At 71.2% G+C, this 23,269-nt stretch carries 11 protein-coding genes; 7 read left to right on the top strand and 4 right to left on the bottom strand.

The features are described from left to right. Positions 1–58 precede the first annotated feature (58 nt). Positions 59–400 carry a hypothetical protein gene (locus tag ACFRKB_RS29610; protein WP_383109628.1) on the top strand — a complete coding sequence of 114 codons (342 nt, stop codon included), beginning with the start codon at positions 59–61 and terminating at the stop codon, positions 398–400. Between the two features lie 141 nt (positions 401–541). On the opposite strand, the gene ACFRKB_RS29605 is transcribed toward ACFRKB_RS29610, so the two are convergent. After that, positions 542–988: a nitroreductase family deazaflavin-dependent oxidoreductase gene (locus ACFRKB_RS29605; protein ID WP_383109626.1), complete on the bottom strand. Its 447-nt coding sequence runs from the start codon at positions 986–988 to the stop codon at positions 542–544. A 252-nt stretch (positions 989–1,240) separates the two neighbouring features. Here ACFRKB_RS29605 and mfd point away from each other — a divergent pair, with 252 nt between their 5' ends. Both mfd and ACFRKB_RS29595 read left to right on the top strand, forming a co-directional pair. Next, positions 1,241–4,801 carry a transcription-repair coupling factor gene (gene mfd, locus ACFRKB_RS29600; protein WP_383109625.1) on the top strand — a complete coding sequence of 1,187 codons (3,561 nt, stop codon included), beginning with the start codon at positions 1,241–1,243 and terminating at the stop codon, positions 4,799–4,801. A gap of 123 nt (positions 4,802–4,924) precedes the next feature. Further along, on the top strand, positions 4,925–5,659 hold the full coding sequence (locus ACFRKB_RS29595; protein ID WP_383109624.1) for an HNH endonuclease family protein: 735 nt from the start codon (positions 4,925–4,927) through the stop codon (positions 5,657–5,659). Positions 5,660–5,805: 146 nt separating this feature from the next. Here the strand turns inward: ACFRKB_RS29595 and ACFRKB_RS29590 are convergent, their stop codons facing one another. Together ACFRKB_RS29590 and ACFRKB_RS29585 are read right to left on the bottom strand one after the other, a co-directional pair. Further along, on the bottom strand, positions 5,806–6,720 hold the full coding sequence (locus tag ACFRKB_RS29590; RefSeq protein WP_383109623.1) for a class I SAM-dependent methyltransferase: 915 nt from the start codon (positions 6,718–6,720) through the stop codon (positions 5,806–5,808). Positions 6,721–6,769: 49 nt separating this feature from the next. Beyond that, positions 6,770–9,286 carry a YfhO family protein gene (locus tag ACFRKB_RS29585; protein WP_383109621.1) on the bottom strand — a complete coding sequence of 839 codons (2,517 nt, stop codon included), beginning with the start codon at positions 9,284–9,286 and terminating at the stop codon, positions 6,770–6,772. Between the two features lie 174 nt (positions 9,287–9,460). On the opposite strand from ACFRKB_RS29585, the gene ACFRKB_RS29580 reads away from it, so the two are divergent. After that, a complete protein-coding gene (locus ACFRKB_RS29580; protein ID WP_383109620.1) occupies positions 9,461–9,949 on the top strand; it encodes a GtrA family protein in 489 nt (162 codons plus the stop codon). Here the strand turns inward: ACFRKB_RS29580 and ACFRKB_RS29575 are convergent. Then, on the bottom strand, positions 9,912–11,915 hold the full coding sequence (locus tag ACFRKB_RS29575; RefSeq protein WP_383109619.1) for a tachylectin-related carbohydrate-binding protein: 2,004 nt from the start codon (positions 11,913–11,915) through the stop codon (positions 9,912–9,914). The two genes, ACFRKB_RS29580 and ACFRKB_RS29575, sit on opposite strands and share 38 nt — an antisense overlap. 202 nt (positions 11,916–12,117) lie before the next feature. On the opposite strand from ACFRKB_RS29575, the gene ACFRKB_RS29570 reads away from it, so the two are divergent. The 3 genes from ACFRKB_RS29570 (at position 12,118) to ACFRKB_RS29560 (ending at position 23,253) form a co-directional block, all read left to right on the top strand. Beyond that, positions 12,118–21,912 carry a LamG-like jellyroll fold domain-containing protein gene (locus tag ACFRKB_RS29570; protein ID WP_383109618.1) on the top strand — a complete coding sequence of 3,265 codons (9,795 nt, stop codon included), beginning with the start codon at positions 12,118–12,120 and terminating at the stop codon, positions 21,910–21,912. Continuing rightward, a complete protein-coding gene (locus tag ACFRKB_RS29565) occupies positions 21,909–22,415 on the top strand; it encodes a hypothetical protein (RefSeq protein ID WP_383109617.1) in 507 nt (168 codons plus the stop codon). Before ACFRKB_RS29570 ends, ACFRKB_RS29565 begins: the two co-directional genes overlap by 4 nt. 178 nt (positions 22,416–22,593) lie before the next feature. Then, positions 22,594–23,253 carry a SurA N-terminal domain-containing protein gene (locus ACFRKB_RS29560; protein WP_383109616.1) on the top strand — a complete coding sequence of 220 codons (660 nt, stop codon included), beginning with the start codon at positions 22,594–22,596 and terminating at the stop codon, positions 23,251–23,253. Positions 23,254–23,269: the final 16 nt, after the last annotated feature.

Raw genomic sequence — 23,269 nt, 5'->3', positions numbered from 1 at the left:
TCGGTCGGACGCCCCGATCGACGTCCCGGACCCACTCACGATGAGAGAGGGGACCGCTGTGTCCACAACCAACGCACCAGAGACCAACGTAGAGGTGGCGACCCGGGCCGACGGGCTCGCGGTGACCGGCGGCAATGTCGCCGACCTGTGGCGAGGCTGGGTCGTCTGGGGCGCGTACAACGGCTGGGTCAACTTCCCCATCACCTGGAACGTCATCAACCCGAACTCGACGGTCGTCGTCACGGCGTCCGAAGTCGACGCCAACGGCGTCCGGTTCATCGGCGCCGCGCCCGTCACGGTGACGGGGATCGCCCCCGGCTCCGGAATCGTGACGGTCAAAATCAATATCGCCTGGAACAGCCCGCTCCGTATCCGCACGGACGTCGTCGTCCTCAACTGAAGGCCCCACAACTGAGGGCCCCACAACTGAACGCCCGTGCCGGCCGGAGCCCCGCTCCGGCCGGCCGAGCTGTTCCCGCGAGCGCCGGACTGGTTCACGGACCCCATCCACCTACAGCCCGGCACAGGAGGGGGCGCCGGGTCAGTGGGGAGCAGGCGACGGCTCCAGGACGAAGAGCGGGATCTCGCGGTCCGTCTTCGTCTGGTACTCGGCGTACGGGGGGAACGCCTCGACCGCGCGGGTCCACCACACGGCCTTCTCCTCTCCGGTGACCTCGCGGGCGATCATGTCCCGGCGTACGGGGCCGTCCTGGAGCTCCACCCGGGGGTCGGCCGTGATGTTGTGGTACCAGACCGGGTTCCTGGGGGCGCCACCCAGTGAGGCGACCGCCGCGTAGACGCCCTCGTGCTCCACGCGCATCAGCGGGCTCTTGCGGATCTTGCCGCTCTTCGCGCCCCGGGTGGTCAGGACGATGACGGGCATGCCCTGCAGCGTCGTCCCCTTCGTACCACCAGAGCTCTCGTAGACCTCGACCTGCTCGCGTGCCATCGGCAGCGAGCTGGGCTCGTACTCACCCTCAAGAGGCATGGCTGTCCATCCCATCGTCGGAATCCGGCGTCGGACGTCGCGCCGGTCACGGCCCGCGTCCCGTGCTTCCTTCAATGAACGTCCGGGTTCGATCATTCCTGGTTCGCGTCACCGGCCCCGGCTCCGGCCGGCTTCCGGTCCCGGCTGTCACACCGGCGTCGTACGCTGGAGAACCCCCGGCCCGTGAGACGTGTCGGGTCCCTTGCGTTGCCCGCACTCACAGCCCGCCCGACCTGGATGGAACCCCCCTTCATGAGCCTGCACGGTCTGCTGGACGCCGTCGTACGTGACCCGGCGCTCGCCGAAGCGGTGAAGGCCGCCACCGATGGTCACCGCCCGCACATCGACCTCGTCGGACCGCCCGCGGCGCGGCCCTTCGCGGTGGCCGCGCTGGCGCGGGAAGCCGGGCGGCCGGTGCTGGCCGTGACCGCCACCGGGCGGGAGGCCGAGGATCTGGCGGCGGCCCTGCGCTCGCTGCTGGACCCGGACACCGTCGTCGAGTACCCGTCGTGGGAGACCCTGCCGCACGAGCGGCTCTCGCCCCGCTCCGACACCGTGGGCCGCAGGCTCGCCGTCCTGCGCCGGCTCGCGCACCCGGCGAAGGACGACCCCACGGCCGGTCCGGTCAGCGTGGTGGTCGCGCCCGTACGCTCCGTGCTCCAGCCGCAGGTCAAGGGGCTCGGCGAGCTGGAGCCGGTGGCGCTGCGCAGCGGCCAGAGCGCCGATCTGAACGAGATCACGGAAGCGCTGGCCGCCGCCGCGTACGCCCGGGTCGAGCTGGTCGAGAAGCGCGGCGAGTTCGCCGTGCGCGGCGGCATCCTGGATGTCTTCCCGCCCACCGAGGAGCACCCCCTGCGGGTGGAGTTCTGGGGCGACGACGTCGAGGAGATCCGTTACTTCAAGGTGGCCGACCAGCGCTCCCTGGAGGTGGCCGAACACGGACTGTGGGCGCCGCCCTGCCGGGAGCTGCTGCTCACCGCGCAGGTCCGGGAGCGGGCCGCCGCGCTCGCCGAGCTCCATCCGGAGCTGGGCGAGCTGCTGGGCAAGATCGCGGAGGGGATCGCGGTCGAGGGCATGGAGTCCCTGGCCCCGGTCCTCGTCGACGACATGGAGCTGCTGCTGGACGTCCTGCCGGCCGGTTCGATGGCGCTGGTCTGCGACCCGGAGCGGGTACGGACCCGGGCGGCGGACCTGGTGGCGACGAGCCAGGAGTTCCTTCAGGCGTCCTGGGCGGCGAGCGCCGACGGCGGCCAGGCCCCGATCGATGTCGGCGCGGCCTCGCTGCGGGGCATCGCGGACGTCCGGGAGCACGCCCGTGAGCTGGGCATGATGTGGTGGTCGGTCTCCCCGTTCGCCGTGGACGAGGAGCTGGAGGACGCCTCGGGCGAGGCCATCACGCTGGGCATGCGCGCCCCCGAGTCGTACCGCGGCGACACCGCACGCGCGCTCGCCGACACCAAGGGCTGGCTGGCGGACGGCTGGCGTACGGTCTTCGTCACGGAGGGGCACGGCACGGCGTCCCGTACGGTCGAGGTCCTCGGCGGCGAGGGCATCGCGGCCCGGCTCGACACCCCCGGGGCCCGTACCGCCGGCGGTCTGGCGGAGATCGCCCCGTCCCTCGTCCATGTCGCCTGCGGCTCGATCGACTACGGCTTCGTCGACCCGGACCTCAAGCTCGCCGTGCTCACCGAGACCGATCTCTCCGGCCAGAAGGCGGCGGGCAAGGACGGCGCCCGGATGCCGGCCAAGCGCCGCAAGACGATCGACCCGCTGACGCTGGAGACGGGCGACTACATCGTCCACGAACAGCACGGCGTCGGCCGCTATGTCGAGATGGTGCAGCGCACGGTGCAGGGCGCGACGCGGGAGTATCTGCTCGTCGAGTACGCCCCGGCCAAGCGCGGCCAGCCCGGTGACCGCCTCTACATCCCCACCGACCAGCTGGAACAGGTCACCAAGTACGTGGGCGGCGAGGCCCCGACGCTGCACCGCCTCGGCGGCGCGGACTGGACGAAGACCAAGGCGCGCGCCAAGAAGGCGGTCAAGGAGATCGCCGCCGACCTGATCAAGCTCTACTCGGCGCGGATGGCGGCCCCCGGCCATGCCTTCGGCCCCGACACCCCCTGGCAGCGCGAGCTGGAGGACGCCTTCCCGTACGTGGAGACGCCCGACCAGCTCTCCACCATCGCCGAGGTCAAGGAGGACATGGAGAAGACGGTCCCGATGGACCGGCTGATCTGCGGCGACGTCGGCTACGGCAAGACGGAGATCGCCGTACGGGCGGCCTTCAAGGCGGTCCAGGACGGCAAGCAGGTCGCGGTCCTCGTGCCGACGACGCTGCTGGTGCAGCAGCACTTCGGCACGTTCTCCGAGCGGTACGGGCAGTTCCCGGTCGCCGTGAAGGCGCTGTCCCGCTTCCAGTCGGACACGGAGGCGAAGGCGACGCTCCAGGGCCTGCGGGAGGGCGCGGTCGACATCGTCATCGGTACGCACCGGCTGTTCTCGTCCGAGACCAGGTTCAAGGACCTGGGGCTGGTCATCGTGGACGAGGAGCAGCGGTTCGGTGTGGAGCACAAGGAGCAGCTGAAGAAGCTGCGCGCCAATGTCGATGTCCTCACGATGTCCGCGACGCCCATCCCCCGTACGCTCGAAATGGCCGTCACCGGCATCCGCGAGATGTCGACGATCACCACGCCGCCGGAGGAGCGCCATCCGGTGCTGACCTTCGTCGGCCCGTACGAGCAGAAGCAGATCGGCGCGGCCATCCGGCGTGAACTGCTGCGCGAGGGCCAGGTCTTCTACATCCACAACCGCGTGGAGTCGATCGACCGGGCGGCGGCGCGGCTGCGCGAGATCGTCCCCGAGGCGCGGATCGCGACGGCGCACGGCCAGATGGGCGAGAGCGCGCTGGAGCAGGTCGTGGTCGACTTCTGGGAGAAGAGGTTCGACGTCCTGGTCTCCACGACGATCGTCGAGTCCGGGATCGACATCTCCAACGCCAACACCCTGATCGTGGAGCGCGGCGACAACTTCGGCCTCTCGCAACTGCACCAGTTGCGGGGCCGGGTGGGGCGTGGCCGGGACCGCGGCTACGCGTACTTCCTCTACCCGCCGGAGAAGCCGCTGACCGAGACCGCCCACGAGCGCCTGGCGACCATCGCGCAGCACACGGAGATGGGCGCGGGCATGTATGTCGCGATGAAGGACCTGGAGATCCGCGGCGCGGGCAATCTGCTCGGCGGCGAGCAGTCGGGGCATATCGCGGGCGTCGGCTTCGATCTGTACGTACGGATGGTGGGCGAGGCGGTCGCCGACTACCGGGCCTCCATCGAGGGCGGGGTGGAGGAGGCGCCGCCGCTCGAGGTCAAGATCGAGCTGCCGGTCGACGCGCATGTCCCGCACGAGTACGCGCCGGGCGAGCGGCTGCGGCTCCAGGCGTACCGGTCGATCGCCTCCGCCAATACGGAGGAGGACATCGCGGCGGTCCGCGAGGAGCTGACCGACCGCTACGGCAAGCTCCCGGAGCCGGTGGAGAACCTGCTGCTGGTGGCGGGGCTGCGGATGCTGGCGCGGGCGTGCGGGGTGGGCGAGATCGTGCTCCAGGGCGCGAACATCCGGTTCGCGCCGGTGGAGCTGCGGGAGTCGCAGGAGCTGCGCCTGAAGCGGCTCTATCCCCGTACGGTCATCAAGGCCCCGGCGCACCAGATCCTGGTCCCGCGCCCGACGAGCGGAAAGATCGGCGGCAAGCCGGTGGTGGGACGCGAACTGCTGGCGTGGACGGGCGAGTTCCTGGCGACGATCCTGGGCTCGTAACCGGCGGCGGCACGGCGTACGCCGCGTTTCGGCGCGGCGTGTGGTCGGTAGAGTGCGGCGGTGAGCAGTCTTGGGGAACGAATAGCGCGAACGTGTCGTGGGGGAAGGGCTCTTGTCCTTCCCGTGGTGTCCGTGGTGGTGCTGACGGGGTGTACGGGGGAGCCGGGGGCGGATGCCGAGGCGTCGGCTTCGGCTTCGGCGTCGAGTGGGGGCGGCGGTGGCGGGCACGGGGCCGGGCCGCTCGGGAATCCTGACGGGACGAAGCCGGGGCTCGCGGCGATCACTTCCGAGGCCGACCGGGAGAGCGCGCGACAGCTCATCGAGCGCGTACGCACCGCCGGGCGGGGGCCCAAGACCGGTTATGACCGGGATGAGTTCGGCTACGCCTGGATGGACACGGCGGACGGGGTGCCGCTGGCGCGGAACGGGTGCGACACCCGGAACGATCTCCTCCAGCGCGACGGCCAGGAGCTGCGTTTCCGCTCCGGATCCGACTGCGTGGTCATCTCGATGACGCTGCACGACCCCTACACCGGCACGACCATCGAGTGGAGCAAGCAGCGCGCGGGCGAGGTGCAGATAGACCATGTCGTGCCGCTGTCGTACAGCTGGCAGCTCGGCTCCGCCCGCTGGTCCGAGAAGAAGCGCCGGCAGCTGGCGAACGACGTGCTGAACCTGCTGCCGGTGGAGGGCCGCGCCAACTCGGCCAAGCGCGACTCGGGTCCGGCGACCTGGCTCCCGCCGGACAAGGCGATCCGCTGCTCGTACGCGGTCCGCTTCGGTCAGGTCGCGCTCAAGTACGAGATGCCGGTGACCACGGCGGACAAGCGGGCGATGCTTCAGCAGTGCGGCGGCTGAGGCGCTGACGGCGCCGACGGCGGCGACAGCGGGGGTGTCGCCCGTCATCGGCCGATGAAGCGCCACCGGGCAGCGGCGCAACGGTCCGTCGAGGACCGTCGGCCGCCTGCCCGGCCGTTCCCGGGCAGGCGGGCCTGCGGCCAGGACTACGCCGGCCGCGCCCGCAGGAACGCCGACGTCGAGACACGGCCCAGCATCTCCAGCCGCGACGTGCCGCTCGCCAGGTGCTTGTCCGTGGCCTCCTGGACGCCCGGCCAGTGGCCGTCGCCGTAGTCGTCGAGGACGACGATCCCGCCGGGCGCCACGATCTCCTCGACCCACTCCAGGTCGGCGCGCACGCCCTCCGCGGAGTGGTCACCGTCCACCACGATCACGCCGTACTCACGGTCGGAGACCGCGGCCCGCACCTCGGGGTCCCCGGAGAAGCCCTGCTGGATGCGGGCCTCCTCGCCGGACCGGCCGCCCAGCGCGAGGTTGGCGCGTACGACGTCCATCCGCACCGGTGTGCCCGTCGGCTCGGCGGACTGCTTGGCGCCGGGCTGGAGCTGGCTGCCCACCAGCGGGTCGACGATCGTGAGCCGCGCCTCCGTACCGGCCCGGTGCAGCATGCGCATCATCGTGGCCGAGAACAGGCCGTAGAGCGTGCCGATCTCCAGGACGTCGCCGTTCGGCGGGGAGAGCAGCGGGACGGTGGCGAGCTTGCCGCACACGTTCGAGGTGGAGCCGGCCAGCCGGCCCACGGCCAGCGCCTCCAGCGCGATCACATTGCGGTACGCGACGGTGACGTTGCGCCGGGCGTACCCGCCGTCCTCCCCGGTGACCTCGGCTATCTGCCTGACGAGCGTGTCGATCTGAGCGGGTGTGGGCACCCGGTGGCCGCTGCGCCCCGTCCGGTCGAACAGCAGGCCGAACGCGTACTGCTGAGCGCGCAGGTCCGCGACCTCACGCTTCAGGGCGTCGAGATCTTTGTGCAGGGGCGAGTGCTTGATGCGCCGGTCTACCAGTCCGGCGGCAGGTCGCAGGATCCTCTTCGCCAGCCGGTTGCTCAAAAGAGAAGACATGCGCGGAAACTACGCTCCGGCACGGCCCCGGCGGGCCACACCTCCATGCTCAATAGGTGAAGGGTTGATGTCGCGGGGGCGACGCGGACATGGCGCGACGACGCACGGCGGTGCGGAAAGCCACGGTGACCAGCACGAACACGGCCGCCGCCGCCATCGCCACGCCCGAGCGCAGCCCCGGCGGCCGGAACGAGCAGTTCACCGTGGTGTGCGAGCCGTTCAGCGGCGCCGCGACCAGCCCGAGGTAGGAGGCGGCGGGCCTGCCGTCACAGCTCCAGCCCGCGATACGGGGCGCCGCGAGCACCGCCACACCCCCGCTGCCTGCGGGGACCTCGGCCCGTACACCGCTGTCCGTCACCGTCACCGAGACGGCGCCCGTGTCGGTGAGCCGGTCCACCGCCGCCGACAGCCGCGTGTGGTCCAGACAGCCCACGCTCCACTCGCGCGGGCGTGCGCCGTCGAAGGTCACCGGGATACCCGCGCTCTCCGCCGTGCCGAGCGAGACCATCGCCGCCCTGCGCTTGGGCAGCCTGCCGGTCAGCGCGACGGGCGGGCCGTCGCCCAGCCGGGCCGTGCCGTAGTAGCCGGGCGCGAAGAGGAAGACCTCGGTGCCGGCCGGGCATACGGCGGCGGTCCGGGGGGAGGTGAGGACGCGGCTGTAGACCCGGGCGCCGAGCAGGAGTTCCTGGTTACGGAAGGGCGAACGCCCGTACCGGACGCCCCCCGGTACGGCCGGCGTCCCCGGTACGGCCCGCGCCTCCGCAACGGCCCGTGCCCCCGGTACGGCCCGCGCCTCCGGCCGTACGGTCACCAGCGGCGGCGCCGGCGCCCGCACGAGCACCGGCGCGTGCCCCGGCTCGGTACGCAGCCGCGCGCCCACCGCGAAGATCGCGTCCGTGACCGGATTGTCCAGGCTCTCCACCACCCGGCCGCCGGATGTCCAGCCGCCCCCGAGCGCGGCCAGCGTGCTGGTCAGTACGGCGGGCGTATGGCTGCTGTAGTACGCGCCGCCCTCGCCGCCGAGCAGCAGCGGATCGTTGCCGGTGATCCGCTCACGCCCGGGATCCGTGCGGTAGCGCGGCCAGTCGTCCGCCCGCGCGATCGCCGCCGCCCTGGCGCTCTGGTCCGCGCCCCAGACCGGGTAGTCGTCCAGCGCGTGCAGCCGCTTGCGGTCCGCGTAGGCGGTGGTGGCCGCCGCCTGCCCGGTCAGGCTGCCCACCAGCAGCAGCGCGGCCAGCACGGCGTACCCGCGGTGGCGCGCCAGCGCCAGACCGGCCGCCGCCGCGGCCACCCCGCCGCCGAAGAGCGCCAGCGCCCGCGGGTCGGGGACGGCGCCGGCCGACGCGGCGAGCGCGACCGCCGCGAGCACGCCCGTACCGGCGAGCAGGGCGCGACGGCCCGGCCAGCCGTGGCTGAGAGCGGTCCAGGCGGCGAGGACGAGGATCCCGGAGAGTATGAACGTCTGGCGGTATGTGCTGCCGTTGGGGATCGCGAACGCGTGCCACGCCAGACTCGTCGGCCCCCACTGCAACGACAGCGCCACCGCCACCACCAGCGCCGCCCAGCCGGCCCGTACGCGCCACGGCACCGGGCGGTGCGCGAGCAGGGCGGCGGCGGGCAGCAGCACGCACGCGCCCAGGAACAGCGCGGGGGTGAAGAAGGTGTACGTCGCCGGGAGCATCCGCGCGAACAGCTGTGTCCAGGGGACGGGCACGAACTCCTTCGTCCAGCCGGGCGACGCGTGCCGGGTGCCGAGGAAGACGGGGACGAGGACGGGAGCGGCCAGCCCGATGCCGAGCAGCACCGTGCCGGTGGCCCGCGCCAGGCCGAGGAGGCGTTCGCGTACGGTCCGCTCCCCGTCCAGCAGCAGTCGCAGACAGAGCACCAGCGCGGCCCCGAGGGTGGCCATGTAGGCGGTGTAGAAGTTGGCGGTCCAGGCGAGCGCGACGACCAGCGGACCGAGCACCGGCCGCCGCGCCGTCCGGGCCCACTCGCCGACCAGACACAGGAGCGGGAAGGCGATGAGGCCGTCCAGCCACATGGGGTTGTACGCCGCCTCGGCGACGGACCAGCCGCAGAGCGCGTACCCGGCGCCGAGCACGGCCGCCGCCCACCGGGGAGCGTGACGGGCGTCCCGGGCCAGCTGGAGCAGCAGCACCGTCATGGCCGCCCCGGCGGCGGCCATCTTGAGCAGGGTGATCACATAGACCGCGAGATCGATCCGGTCCCGGGGGAAGAGCCCGACCAGCAGGGCGAACGGGCTGGTCAGATACGTACCGAGATCGGGCAGGAAGGCGGTGCCGTACCCCGACCGCCAGTTGAGCAGAAGGCCGCCCTCGGCCCGCCCGTGCAGCAGGTCCCACAGCTGGGCGTGGAACGGTACGAACTGATTTCCGAGGTCGCTGACGCTGCGGTTCCGCGGCCCGAACGGGAAGACGCTGGCCACGGCGTCACCGGCGCAGACGGAGACCAGGGTGATCAGCGCGGCGGCGAGGGCTGGCCGGGCGGACCTGGCCGGCGGGGCGGACGCGGTGGTCAGGCCGCGTAAGTGCTTCGTGGTCGGCATGAAGCTCGAATATGCCAGTACAAAGCGGGAAAACAGGCGTCAATTCGCCTCGTTCATCGCGCGGTTGCCTGTTGGTCGTACGGAATGTCCTTCCGCGACATTCTCGCCCGTTTCTGTTCTCCTGGGGTGAAGCGGCCTCCGCCGGAGCCGTAACGAGGGGGAGCGCGCACGCACATGACGGTCCGGATCCAGATGGTCAGATTCGCGCTGGTGGGAGCGGCGAACACGGGTACGTACTACGCCCTCTACCTGCTGCTGCTGACCCGGCTGCCGTATGTCGCCGCGCATGTCGTCGCGTCGGTGCTGAGCATGATCGGCTCGTTCTTCCTGAACAGCTGGTTCACCTACCGGACGCGCCCCACCTGGCGGAAGTTCCTGCTGTTCCCGCTGACCAACGCGGCGAACTTCGTCATCACCACGGTCGGCGTCTATGTGCTGGTGGACGTCCTGCACTTCGGCAGCCGGTACGCGCCGCTGATCGCGGCGGCCGGGGCCATCCCCATCACCTTCGTGGTCTCCCGCGCGATCATGCTCCGCCCGGACCCCGGCCCGCGGCAGGGCGCCCCCTCGGCGGAGAGCCCCCGGGAGGGCGCCGGCCACGTGACCGCGGCCGGCGCCCCCGCCGTCACTTCGCCGGCGGGGCCGGCAGCGTCCGGCCGGTGAAGACCGGCGCGTCGGCCGGGGAGCCGTCGGCCGGGGAGCCGGCCGCGCCCTGAGCGCTCCGCGCCATCCGCGCGAAGCCCAGGTCCAGGTGGTACACCCGGGTCTGGTTGTCCGCCGTACGGAACATATAGGCCCAGGTCGGCCCCGCCGCGTCCGTGTACTCGAACGCGGTCGGCTCGGTGGCCGCCTGCTCGGTGGTCGGCTGCTGCCAGGGCCGCCAGGTCCCGGTGCCCTGCTGCGCCTCACCGGTGTTGTGGATCGTGCCGTCCGTACCGAGCACCAGCACCTCGGTGATCCCGTTGACCGGGCTGATCACGGCGGTGGGCGAGCCCTTCGCGGTGACCCCGTCGATCGTGGACCACGCCCCGTAGGCGCCGCCCTCGGCGGACTGGACGGTCGTGACGACCGTGCCGTTGCCGTCGGTGGCGAAGACCCGCAGACGGTAGCCCGGGTAGACGACGACCGCCGGGGTGCCGGTCACGCCCTGCGCGCCGAGCGCGGTCCACGCGGACAGCGTGCCGGCCTCCTTGAACAGGGCCGTGCTCAGCACGCCGGAGGCGTTCCGCCCGAAGAGCTGGATCCCGTCGCGGACGGTGACCGCGGTGAACGGTCCTTCGAAGCCGCTGCCGCCGAGCGGCATCCAGCCCATGAAGTCCACATTGGCGCGCTGCTGGATGCGGTACCAGGGCTTGCCGCTCGCGTCCGAGGCGAACTGGACGAGCAGCCCCGTCGGGGTCTTCCCGGTGACGGCGTGCTGTGCCATCGCCCCGCCGAGGTTGATCCAGTCGCCCCAGTCCGCGGACGACACGGCGGCCTGGTTGCGCTGCCAGACGCTGCCCGAGGTGTTGTGCGCGCTCACCACGACCCGGCCGTCCGCGTGTTCGGCGAGCGCCGGCTGCCCGGTGAAGGCCTCGTTGCCGGAGATCGTCGTCCACTTGACGCCGTTGAAGTCCGACGGGTCGGTCTGCCTGCCGTACACCAGGCGGCCGATGTTGTCGGTGTACGCGTACTCCAGCGCGCCCGAGGAGGAGCGCATCGCGGAGCCGCGGCTGTACGACTCCAGCGGCACGGCCGGTGACACCGGTGTGTGGTTGGAGTCGAGCCGGCAGGAGTCGGGGGTCGTGGACACCGAGGTGTACGCCGCCCAGCCGCTGCTCTCCACCAGCTTGTTGTAGACGGGGAAGTTCCCCAGCGTCTCGTCGTAGCGGTAGTAGCGGACCTCGCCGTTGCCCTTGACCCGGAACAGCGTGTCCCCGCCGTACGAGCTCATGTACTTGGTGTCGCTCCAGTCCGCGGCGGACACCAGGACATGGCGCTCCAGCCAGCGCTGGCTGGTGTAGTCGTAACGGGACCGGTAGAGCTTGCCGTCGGCGGCCGCGCGGCCGAACACCACGCCCTTGTCACCGGCGTAGATCGCGTCGTAGCGGTCCCACCCCATGTCGACGATCTTGCCGCCGTCGTTCACGAAGTCATCGGCCGCGGCGTCATAGCGCCACCAGCGCAGCCCGCCGCTGTCGGGGGAGAACGTCCAGAGGTTCCCGCCGCGGTCCATCGTGATGTCGTCGGTCCGGGTCCCCGTGCGGAACTCGCTGAAACCGGTGCTGATCTTCTTGTGGTGCACGTCCCAGGTGGACGTCGCGCTGATGCGGTGGCTGTAGTAGATGCCGTCCGACTTGATCCCGTAGAAGGCGCCCGCGGGACCGGCCAGCATCCTGCCGTACACGGACCACCCCGTGTCGATGGTGGTGGGCGCGGGCAGGGCGTTGCCGACGCCCGGCGACGGCATGTCCTGGCGCAGCAGCTTGCCGGCCGAGTCGACCGCGTAGGTCGGGCCGCTGGTGTTGCAGGTGAGCGGCACGGCCGCGTGCGCGGCGCCGGGAAGGGCGACCAGCAGGGGCAGGGCGGCCGCCGCCGCCGTGGCGAGTGCCGTCCAACGCCCGGTTCTTCGGGGCGAATTGAGAGTCATGCGCTGGACGCTAAGCGTCCTCGGGTGAACGGTGCGGTAGCGGCCGGGTGAACAACGTCCCCGCGAATAAGGCCAGTAGGTGAACCCTGAGTGCGGGTCTCGACATGTCCATCACATCGTCCTCATCATCTGGTTGATCGTTTCGTCTCGGATCGGTGGGGGGACCGTGCCGGTGTACCGGAGGCATGTCCGGAAGTTCCTGATGGCCCGTCTGTGCCGTACTGGCTGGGTCAAGTTGATCGCGCTCGCCGCGATCGGCTTCGTCGCCGTCGGCACCCTGGCGGTGGCCGGGGTGGGGTTCCCGCTGTTCCCCGAGCCGCTGCCCGCCGCGAAGGGGCCGGGGCAGCGCTGGGGCAGCGCCGAGGGCCGGGACCATCTGGTCGCCGACGGGACCAACCGCACCACCGGGCAGTCGCTGCGCGCCAAGTACCCGCTGCGCGCGCCGTCGGTGCGGAAGCCGGACGAGGAGCGCAACACCGCCACCGTCGCCACGCCGCCCGCGCCCGCCGTCACCGGCTTCGACCGCGCGACCAGCAAGGAGATCGTCTCCGAGCGCGCCGCGCACAGCCGGACGTACGCGAACGCCGACGGCACCGAGACGACCGAACTCTCCACCACCCCGCTCCACTACCGCGACAGCGCGGGCGCCTGGCGTCCGGTCGACCCCGCGCTGGTCGCGACGGACGGCGGCTGGGCGGGCGCGGCCGGGTCCGTCGGCGTACGGCTCGCCGGCCGGGCGGACGCGGACCGGCTCGCGGCCGTCACCCTCCCCACCGGCGAGTCCTTCGCGTACGGGCTGGACGGTGCTGCCGCCGCGAAGGGAGCCGCCACGCCGGAGACCGGTGCGGAGGACGGCGCGGCGGACAGCCGTGTCACCTACCGCGAGGTCCTGCCGGAGACGGATCTGTGGCTGGACTCGCGGGCGGGCGGGGTCAAGGAGACGCTCGTCCTGCGCTCCACCGACGCCCCCACCAGCTTCGACTTCCCGCTCACACTCACCGGCCTCACCGCGAAGCCCGGCACGGCACAGAACGGCACGGCGGAGAACGGCGGCGAGGGCTCCGTCGTACTCGCCGACAGCAAGGGCCGCACGAAAGCCGTCATCCCGGCCGGCTTCATGGAGGACGCCAACGGCGCGGTCTCCCACGCCGTCCGCTACGAACTGATCGCGCGGGACGGCGGCCAGGCCCTCCGGGTCAGCGCCGACCGCGACTGGCTCACCGATCCGGCCCGCGCCTTCCCCGTCCGGGTCGACCCGTCCGTCGACACCACCGCCTCCTCCCGCTCCATGTACGTCACGGAGAACGGGGCGGTCGCCGGGTCGAACGAACTGCACGTCGGCAAGGGCACGGCCGGCTCCACCGCCTCCTATCTCGGCTTCCCCGGCCTCGACACGGAGCTGAGGAACCACAAGATCTTCGGTGCGCAGCTCCAGGTCGTGAACTACGACGCGGCCTCCTGCAAGCCCCGTTCCGTCTCCGTCCACCCGGTCACCCAGTCCTGGACGCCCGCGACCGGCGGCTCGTACCCCGGTCCTTCGGTCGGCGGCTCGCTGGCCTCCAAGTCCTTCGCGTACGGATACATCGCCGTCGGCTCGTCCAAGTCCGGCTGCCCCGCCGCCGGTGAGCTGTTCGACCTCGGCAAGGGCGGCCGTGACCTGGTGCAGCGCTGGGTGGACGGCAGCCAGCCCAACTACGGGCTCTCGCTGCGCGCTTCGGCCAGCGACCCGCTCGGGTTCAAGAAGTTCACCGGCGACACCACCGCCAACCCGCCGAAGCTGTTCGTCACGCACTCCCCGTACAACGCGACGTACTCCTTCCCCAAGCCGGTGCCCGACCCGCCGGTCCTCCAGAACCAGGCGGGCAAGGTCAAGGTCACCGTCACCAACAAGGGCGCGGAGACCTGGACCGCGGGCGGCTACTACCTCGCCTACCGCGCGTACGACTCCAAGGGCAAGCTCGTCACCCAGCAGCGCGCGGCCGATGTCACCGGACAGGTGGCCCACGGCGGGCGCATCACCTTCGACGCGACCATCAAGGCACTGCCGCCGGGCACCTACATGCTCGACTTCACGATGGTCCGCACCGGCGGCAAGGTCTTCACCGACGAGCAGGTGCCGCCGGGCCGGCTCGTCCTCCAGGTCTTCGACATCGCGCCGGTGGTCAAGGAGCAGTTCCCGCCCAACGGTTACCAGGCGCAGACCCTCACCCCGCAGCTGTGGGCGGCCGGTGTCGACGTCGACGCGCCGCCCGGCTCGTCGCTCCAGTACAAGTTCGAGATCTGCGAGTCGGACAAGGACGGCAAGCCGACCGCCTGCACCACCTCCGCCTACCAGTCGGGCTCCGCGTATCCGGTGCCCGCCGGGCGGCTGAAGTGGGGCACGACCTATCTGTGGCGCGGCTTCGTCAAGGACGCGTCGAACGAGGTGCCGACCGCGCAGGTCGCGCTGGTCGCGGCCGTCCCGCAGCCCGAGATCACCTCGCGGCTCGCCGAGGCCCAGGGCAAGGAGTTCGACCCGAACGTCGGCAACTTCACCACGGCCGCCATCGACGCGTCCGTGGCCGGGGTCGGCCCGGACCTCACGCTCGTACGGACGTACAACAGCCTGGACCCGAGGCGCGACGCCGCCTTCGGCGCGGGCTGGTCGACGCGGTACGACATGCGGCTGACCCCCGACGACGACGGTACGGGCAATGTCGTCATCCGCTACCCGGACGGCCAGGACGTCCGCTTCGGCAAGAACGCGGACGGTACGTTCGCCCCGCCGCCGGGCCGGTTCGCCAAGCTGACGGCGGACGCCGCGGCCGGTACGTACAAGCTTCAGGACAAGTCGGGCACGGTTTACGACTTCAGCTCGTCCGGTCTGCTGGTGAAGGTCACCGACCCGTTCTCCACGGCCGTGAACTACACCTACTCCGGCGGGAAGATCTCGACGGCGGTCAACGCCCGCACCGGCCGCTCCCTCACCTTCACCTGGACCGGCGCGCATGTCACCAAGGTGGCCACCAACGCCGTCGACGGGGCCGCGCTGAGCTGGAGTTACACCTACACCGGCGACCGGCTGGACTCGGTGTGCGACCCGGCGGCCGGCTGTACCCGCTACGGCTACGGCGCGGGCAGCCACTACCGCTCCACCGTCCTCGACTCCCGCCCCGAGTCCTACTGGCGGCTCGGCGAGGCGGAGGGCGCCGCCGCGAACAGCGCCGTCGAGGTCAACCTCGGCAAGGACCGCGGCACCTACACGGATGTGACGCTGGGCGCGGCCGGCGGGATCACCGGCGACCCCGGCACGGCCGGCACGTTCAACGGCACCACCTCCCGCGTCGACCTGCCCTCGGGCACCCTCAAGAAGAGCCGTGACGCGGCGGTCGAGGTCTGGTTCAAGACCATCGCGTCGGGCCTCGGCGGTCCGCTCGTCGGCTACCAGAACAAGGCCTGGGGCACCGCCCCGACCAGCGGGGCGCCGCTGCTCTACGTCGGTACCGACGGCAAGCTGCGCGGGCAGTTCTGGACCGGCACCGCCGCGCCCATCACCGACATCACCAAGAACGTCAACGACGGCAAGTGGCACCACGCCGTGCTCTCCGTCTCCGGCTCCACCCAGAGCCTGTATCTGGACGGCAAGCTCTCCGGCACCCTCACCGGCGCCCAGCTCACCCAGAACGATCTGACGTACAACCAGATCGGCGCCGCCCGTCCGGTCACCCCGGCGTCCTGGCCCGGCTGGGGCACCACCGCCGCCAAGTCCTTCGCGGGCACCATCGACGATGTCGCGGTCTACCACCGTCCGCTGGGCGCGGCGGCCGTCGCCAACCACTACCGCGAGGGCGGCCGGGCGGCCGATCTGCTCACGTCCACGACGCTGCCGTCGGGCCGTACCGCCGCCGAGGTGCAGTACGACACCTCCCGCGACCGCGTCGAGGAGTACACCGACCGCAACGGCGGCACCTGGAAGATCGGCACGCCCGCGGTCTTCGGCAACGACAAGGACCTGCGGCGCACCGTCGAGGTCCATGACCCGATGGACGCCCCCTACTTCTACGAGTACGACGGCCTGACCTCGCGGATGCTGCGCTACGGCGAACCGATGGCGCTGGGCGCCCGCGAGCCCGCCACCCCGTCGCCCTCGGCGCCGCCGGAGCCGCCGGGCGAGATCTGCACCAAGCCGGACCCGGGCGACCCGGCCTTCTGCACCAATCCGCCGGGGGACGGCGGCAGCGAGCCCGACTTCATCCGGCACCCCGCGGACGGCGTGGCCATCCGTACGTTCGGCTATGACGACAAGGGCTTCCAGACCGCCATCACCAGCGAGAACGGTGACACCGTCGCGCTGGGCTACGACGACCGCGGCAATGTGGTCCGCCGTACGACCTGCCGGGCCAAGGACGACTGCCAGACCGCGTACACCACCTATCCGGTGGCGACGGGCGACTTCGACCTGCGGGCCGACCAGCCCTCCGAGACCCGCGACGGCCGCTCCACCGGCGTCACCGACAACCGCTACCGCACGCAGTACCAGTACAACGACAAGGGGGCGCTGCTCAGCCAGACGGCGCCCGACGGCGGGACCGTGCGCCATACGTACACCACCGGCGCGGAACCGGCGGTCGACGGCGGCAACACGGCCACCGGACTGCCGCTGACCACCACCGACCCGCTCGGGAAGGTCACCCGCTACCGGTACTTCAAGAGCGGTGACCTGGCCCAGCTGACCGAACCGTCCGGCCAGATCACCAAGTACACCTACGACGCGCTGGGCCGCAAGCTCACCGAGACGACCGTCTCGGACGCCCAGCCGGCCGGGGTCACCACGACCTTCACCTACGACAAGCTCTCCCGGGTCGCCACCGTCACCGATCCGGCCGCGACCAACGCCGTCACCCTCGGCAAGCACCAGCAGAAGACCGCCACCAGCTATGACGCCGACGGCAATGTGGTGCGCACCGAGGTCAGCGATCTGCTCGGCGGCGACGCGACGCGCGTGATGGCCTTCGCCCTCGACGACCGGGGCCGTCCCGAGACGGTCACCGACGCCGAGGGCAGCGAGACCACGTACACCTACGACGTCTTCGGCAACAAGACCTCGATGGTGGACGCCAACGGCAATCACTTCGACTACCTCTACACCGCGCGCAACATGATGGCCGAGACGCGGCTGCGCGACTGGGAGGACGACGGCGGGGACGACGGCTACACCGTCCTGGAGTCGTTCGCGTACGACATGGGCGGCCGGGTCGCCAGGAACACCGACTCGATGGGCCGCACCGTCGCCTACGAGTACTTCGGCGACGACCTGGTCAAGTCCGTCACCCTCAAGGACTTCCACAACCCCGACGGCACCAAGCGCGACCTCGTCATCGAGGCCAACACCTACGACGGCGCCGGCAATGTCCTCACCGAGACGGCGGCCAACGGCAAGCTCGTCACGCAGTACACCTATGACGCGGTGGGCCGTACGAAGTCGACGGTCACCGACCCGAGCGGGGCGGCCCGCCGCACCACGCTGACCTATGACCTCGCGGGCAATGTGAAGACCTCCGCCTCCGGGGGGCTCGCGTCGAATGTGCCGTGGCCGGTGAGCGTCAACCCCGAGACCGTCAGCTACCAGTACGACGACGCGGGCAACGCGGTCCAGGAGACCGTCGAGAACGGCACCGAGTCGCGCACCACGAAGTACGGCTACGACCAGCGCGGACTGACGATCTCCCGGACCGACCCGGGCGGCCGTACCACCGAGTTCGGCTATGACGAGCTGGGCAGGCCGCTGTCCACGAAGGCGCCGGAGGTACGGACGGAGTCCGGCGGCGGCGCGCCCGTCACCACCCGCCCCACCACCTACACCGGCTATGACACCTTCGGCGCGGCGACCGAGTCGGTGGACGCGCTCGGCCGGATCAACCGCTCCGCCTACGACCGGCTCGGCCGGCTCGTCTCCACCACCGCGCCCGGCTACACGGCGCCCGGCTCCACCACCCCCGTCACCCCGACCGTCACCCGCTCCTACGACGCGCTGGGCAATGTGAAGGAGTCGACCGACCCGCTGGGCCGGGTGACGCGCTACGAGTACGACCGGCAGAACCGGCTGATGGTCCGGGACGAGCCGACCGGTTCGGGTACCGGCGACGACCGCGCCCGCTGGTCGTACACGTACACCCGCACCGGCGAGGTGCTCTCGGTCACCGACCCGAACGGGGCGCGGGCCGAGACGACGTACGACGACATGGACCGGCCGGTCACCACCACCCGGATCGAACGCAGCCCGCAGCCGGGCTCCTTCACCACCCGCAACGACTACGACGACGCGGGCAATGTGGTCAAGCAGACCGCACCGGGCGGAGCCGCCACCCAGTTCGTCTATGACGCGCTCGGCCAGCTGACCCGGCTGACGGACGCGGCGGGCGTGGTCACCCAGTTCGGATACGACATCGCCGGGCGCGAGGTGCGGCGTACGGACGGCAAGGGACGGACCTCGTCGAGGCTGTACGACGGGCTCGGCCAGCTGGTCAGGGACGCCGACCTGGACGCCACCAACAGCGAGCTGCGCAAGGTCGGTTACGGCTATGACCCGGCGGGCAACCTGATCAGCGCGACCGACTCGCTGGGCCGCAGCACGACCTACGCCTATGACGCGCTGGACCGGCTGACCAGCCAGACGGAACCGGTCTCGGACACCAAAACGATCACCACGTCCTTCGGCTACGACGCGCTCGGCAACCGCACCCGCTACACCGACGGACGCGGCAACAGCACCGTCTACACCGTCAACACGCTCGGCCTGCCCGAGTCCGTCATCGAGCCGTCGACCGCGCGCGACCCGTCGCCCGCCGACCGCACCTGGACGACGGCCTACGACGCGACCGGCCAGGCTGTGAAGGTGACCGCGCCGGGCGGGGTCACGCGCGAGCGGGAGTACGACAAGGCCGGGAACCTGATCCGGGAGAGCGGCGCGGGCGCCGAGGCCGCCACGGCCGAGAAGCGCTACGGCTACGACGCGGCCGGCCGGCTCACCAAGGCGTCGTCCCCCAAGGGCGACAACGGATACGAGTACAACGACCGGGGCCTGCTGCTGAAGGCCGAGGGCCCGTCGGGCGACGCCTCGTACAGCTACGACGGCGACGGCCGGCTGACCGAGCGCACCGACGCCGCCGGAACCGCGACCTTCACCTACGCGCGCCAGCAACTGGCGAGCGCGAAGGACCCGTTGACGGGCGTCCAGCAGAGCTACGACTACGACGGCGCGGGCGCGGTCGAGCGGGTCGACTACGGCGCCGGGCAGTCGCGCGCGTACACCTATGACGACCTGGGCCGTCTTGACACCGACACGGTCAAGAGCAGCGGCGGCGCGGCCGTCGCGTCCACGGACTACGACTACGACACGAACGACCAGCTGACCGGCAAGACGACCACCGGCACGGCCAAGGCCGGCGAGAACACCTACGGCTACGACCAGGCGGGCCGGCTCACGTCCTGGACGGCGGACGGCGCGACGACCGAGTACGGCTGGGACGACAGCGGCAACCGCGTCAAGAACGGCGCCAAGAACGCCACGTTCGACGAACGCAACCGGCTGCTGTCCGACGGGGACTACACGTACGACTACACCGCGCGCGGCACCCTCGCCTCCCGTACCAGCTCGGGACTGGCGGAGGAGTTCACCTTCGACGCCTTCGACCGGATGACGAAGGCGGGCGAGTCCGGGACGGAGTACACCTACGACGCGCTGAACCGGGTGGCCGACCGCAACGGCACGGACTTCACCTACGCCGGATTCGCCCCCGACCCGGTCAAGGACAACTCGGCCACCTACGGCCGCGGGGCGGCGGACGAGCTGCTCTCGGTCGCCGAGGGCGGCGCGGCACAGCTGTCCGTGACCGACAAGCACGGCGATGTGGTCGGCGGCATGTCCCCGACGAACGGCGCGCAGACATCCCTGGCGTCCTCGACGGCGTATGACCCCTTCGGCGCGACGATCGGCACGGCGGGGGCGTCCGACCAGGCGGGCAGGGCGGGCTTCCAGGGGGACTGGACCGACCCGGAGACCGACCAGGTCAACATGGGCGCGCGCTGGTACGACCCGGGCACGGGCACCTTCGACTCGCGCGACGCGTACACCTACGCCTCGGGCGCCTCGATCCTCGCCAACCGCTATACGTACGGCGCCGGTTCACCGACGAACTTCACCGACCCGGACGGCAACTGGCCCAGCTGCGGCTGGTGCAAGAAGACCTGGAACAAGGTCAAGAACAGCAAGGCCGGGAAGATCGTCGCCAAGACCGCGAAGACGGTGTGGAACGCGGCGGTCTACACCGTGCGCCATCCGCTCTCCGCGCTGAGGATCGCCAAGAACGCCCTGGGCAACGCCGCGAAGTGGGTGTACGAGAAGTCGGGCCTGAAGACGGCCGTCAACGCCGTCGTCAACGCGACGAAATGGGTCGGCAGCAAGATCAACGCGGTGGCCTCCTCGACGGCCGACTGGGCCAGACAGAAAGCGGCGGAGGCCCAAGCCCAGGTCCAGGCGGCCCGGGAGGCCATCACCCGCAAGGCCAAGTCGGTCGCCTCGTATGTCGCCAAGCACAACCCGATCCCGGACATCGTGGCGGCGGCGAAACCGCTGATGGCGGTGGCCCACGCGATCGTCACGGCCAACCCCAACCTCCCGGCGATCATCGTCTCGGCCACCCGAGATGTCATCGCGGACGTCGCCAAGGTCACCAACGCCATCCGCGACGCGGCGGTGGAACAGATCGGCATCGTGGTCGAGTCCGTCTCGACGGCGGTCGACTACGCCATCGATGTCGCCCCGGCGGTCTGGGACGGGGTGAAGGCGGTCGGCAATGTCGTCGGGGAGGTCACCGGCTTCAACGACATCAAGAACTGTGTCACCAAGGGCGACATGGAGGCCTGCGCCTGGGCCGTCGCCACGGTGGGCGGCCTGGCCCTGGGCGGCGTGGGCGCGGGCGCGGTCCGGGCGGCGAAGGCCGGCCGGATGGGCATGAAGGCGATGAAGTACGCGGACGACATCGCCAAGGCGGCCGACCGGATCGGCGACGCGGCCGAGACGGTGGAAACGGCCGTGTCCTGTCTCCAGCTCGCCGCCGACCTGACCGGGAACAGCTTCGTACCCGGTACGGAAGTGGTGATGGCCGACGGCACCCGCAAACCGATCGAGGACGTCGAGGCGGGCGACAAGGTCACGGCCACGGACCCGACGACCGGAAAGACCTCCGCACAGGAGGTCACCGAGACGATCGAGGGCAAGGGCCTGAAGCGGCTCGTCAAGCTCACGGTCGACACGGACGGCGACAAGGGCGACGCCACCGACACGATCACGGCCACGGAAGGCCACTCCTTCTGGGTCCCCGACCTCAAGAAGTGGCAGAAGGCCGGCGAACTGAAGCCGGGCCAGTGGCTCAGGACGGGCAACGGCAGCTGGGTCCAGGTCGAGACGGTCCAGGCGTGGACGCAGCAGGCGACGGTCCACAACCTGAGCGTCGACAGGGCGCACACCTTCTATGTGGCCGCGGGCCCCTCGGCCGCCCTCGTCCACAACTGCGCCGCCGGTAAGGGCACCAGAGGTCCCCAGGGCAAGTTCCAGCCCACGGTGAGCGTCCACCGGGCCCAGGGGAACTGGGACATGGACGGGCGGATCTCCGACGCGACGGCACTGCGGGACGAGGCCGCGCGCGCCGCCACGGGCAAGGCGAAGTCACGGACGTACACCGCCGCCGTCCACCGGGACACCGGCGACATCGCAGTAGGCTGCTCGGGCAACGGAAGCTGCGCGGAACCCAACATTCTCGACGCGACAGGCTGGGGGGCCGACGACGTGATCTTCACCCGGGCGGTCCGGCGCGAGGACATCGGCGACGGGCTGGGGAAGGTGCTCCAGGAGAAGGAGATCTGTACCGTCTGCCAGGGGAACTACTCACCCGACAACTTCGTCCCCGGGGTGCTCTACGACCCCAAGGGACCCTGGATGATCGGCGGGGCGCGATGAGAGCGTCGTTCATCGAGCTGGCCCGCCACGACTGGGCCGCCCTCCGCTGCGGATGCCGCGAGTCGGGAGCGCATCTCCCGGAGACGTTCACCCGGCTCCTTGAGGCCAGGAGCGTCGAGGAGACGGCCGGGTACGGGCTCGCGGGACACCTGGAAGAGCAGTCGATGCTGTTCCAGGTGGCCCCGCACGCCGTACCCGTGATCCTGGCGGCGCTCACCGAGGACCTGCCGTCCTATGTCAGAGGTCATCTGCTGACCACGCTCTGGCAGCTCGTGACCGGCGAGTCGCATCGCAGCGAGAGCGAGGCGGGCGAGCCGGAGCTGGAGGAGGAGTGCTGCGCGGCGGCGCGCGAGGGCATCTGGTCGCTCTACCGCGAGGCCGTCTCGGGGGACACGGAGACGGCCCTGGACATTCTGGAGTTCGTGGACCCCGACACGGACCGGTTCGAGGCGTTCCGGTCGGCGACGGCCGCGCGGGCGGGGAAGCGTCCGCCGGGTGAATGAGCCGCGTGCCGGGCGGCGGGGCACCCGCGCGCCCGGCATCCGCGCCCCGATCGGTATCCGTGCCCCGATCTCCTGGTGAATCGTTGGTCGAACCAGTGGCCCAGGCCACGTCCACTGCCTACCATCGATCACTGCAAGGCCTTGTGCATCGCCGCACAATCACGCCGGGAGGCCCCCTTTGCACCGCCGTCGTCGCACCGCGCTCGCCGTCTCCGTCGCGCTTCTCGCCGCGGCCCCACTCCTCACCGCCTGCGGCAACGAAGCCCACCCCGGAGCCGCGGCCGTCGTCGGCGGGCACCGGATCGAGGTGTCCGCGCTCCAGGCCCAGGTACGGGACGTACGCGACGCGCAGCGGAACGCGCCGGAGTCCGAGGAGCTGATCAAGAACACCGGGCAGCTCGGCCAGGCCAAGCTGAACAGCATGATCTTCGACCGGGTGCTGGAGGAGGCCGCCGACAACGCCGGGGTCACGGTCAGCCGCAAGGAGATCCAGACCACCCGGCAGCAGGCCGCCGCCCAGTCCGGCGGGGAGGAGCAGTTCGCCGCGATGCTGCTCCAGCAGGGCGCGCTGTCCGCGGACCAGATCGAGACGGCGATCCGCCGCGAGGTGCTGCTGACCAAGCTGGCCGTGGCGCTCGGCGCGAACACCACGACGCCGCAGGGCCAGCAGACGGTCCTCGCCGAGCTGACGAAGACATCCGAGCGGCTCGGTATCGATGTCAATCCGCGCTATGGCAGCTGGGACGACAAGCAGGTCAGGCTGGGCGAGGCCAAGACGCCCTGGATCACCCAGCTGACCAGCGGGGCACCGGAGCAGCTGCAGCCGACGGGTACCTGATCCGAGGGCGCGGCGG

It is taken from the genome of Streptomyces scopuliridis, from assembly GCF_042790125.1.
Taxonomy (GTDB): Bacteria; Actinomycetota; Actinomycetes; order Streptomycetales; family Streptomycetaceae; genus Streptomyces; species Streptomyces scopuliridis_A.
This window is presented reverse-complemented; position numbering and strand designations above follow the sequence as displayed.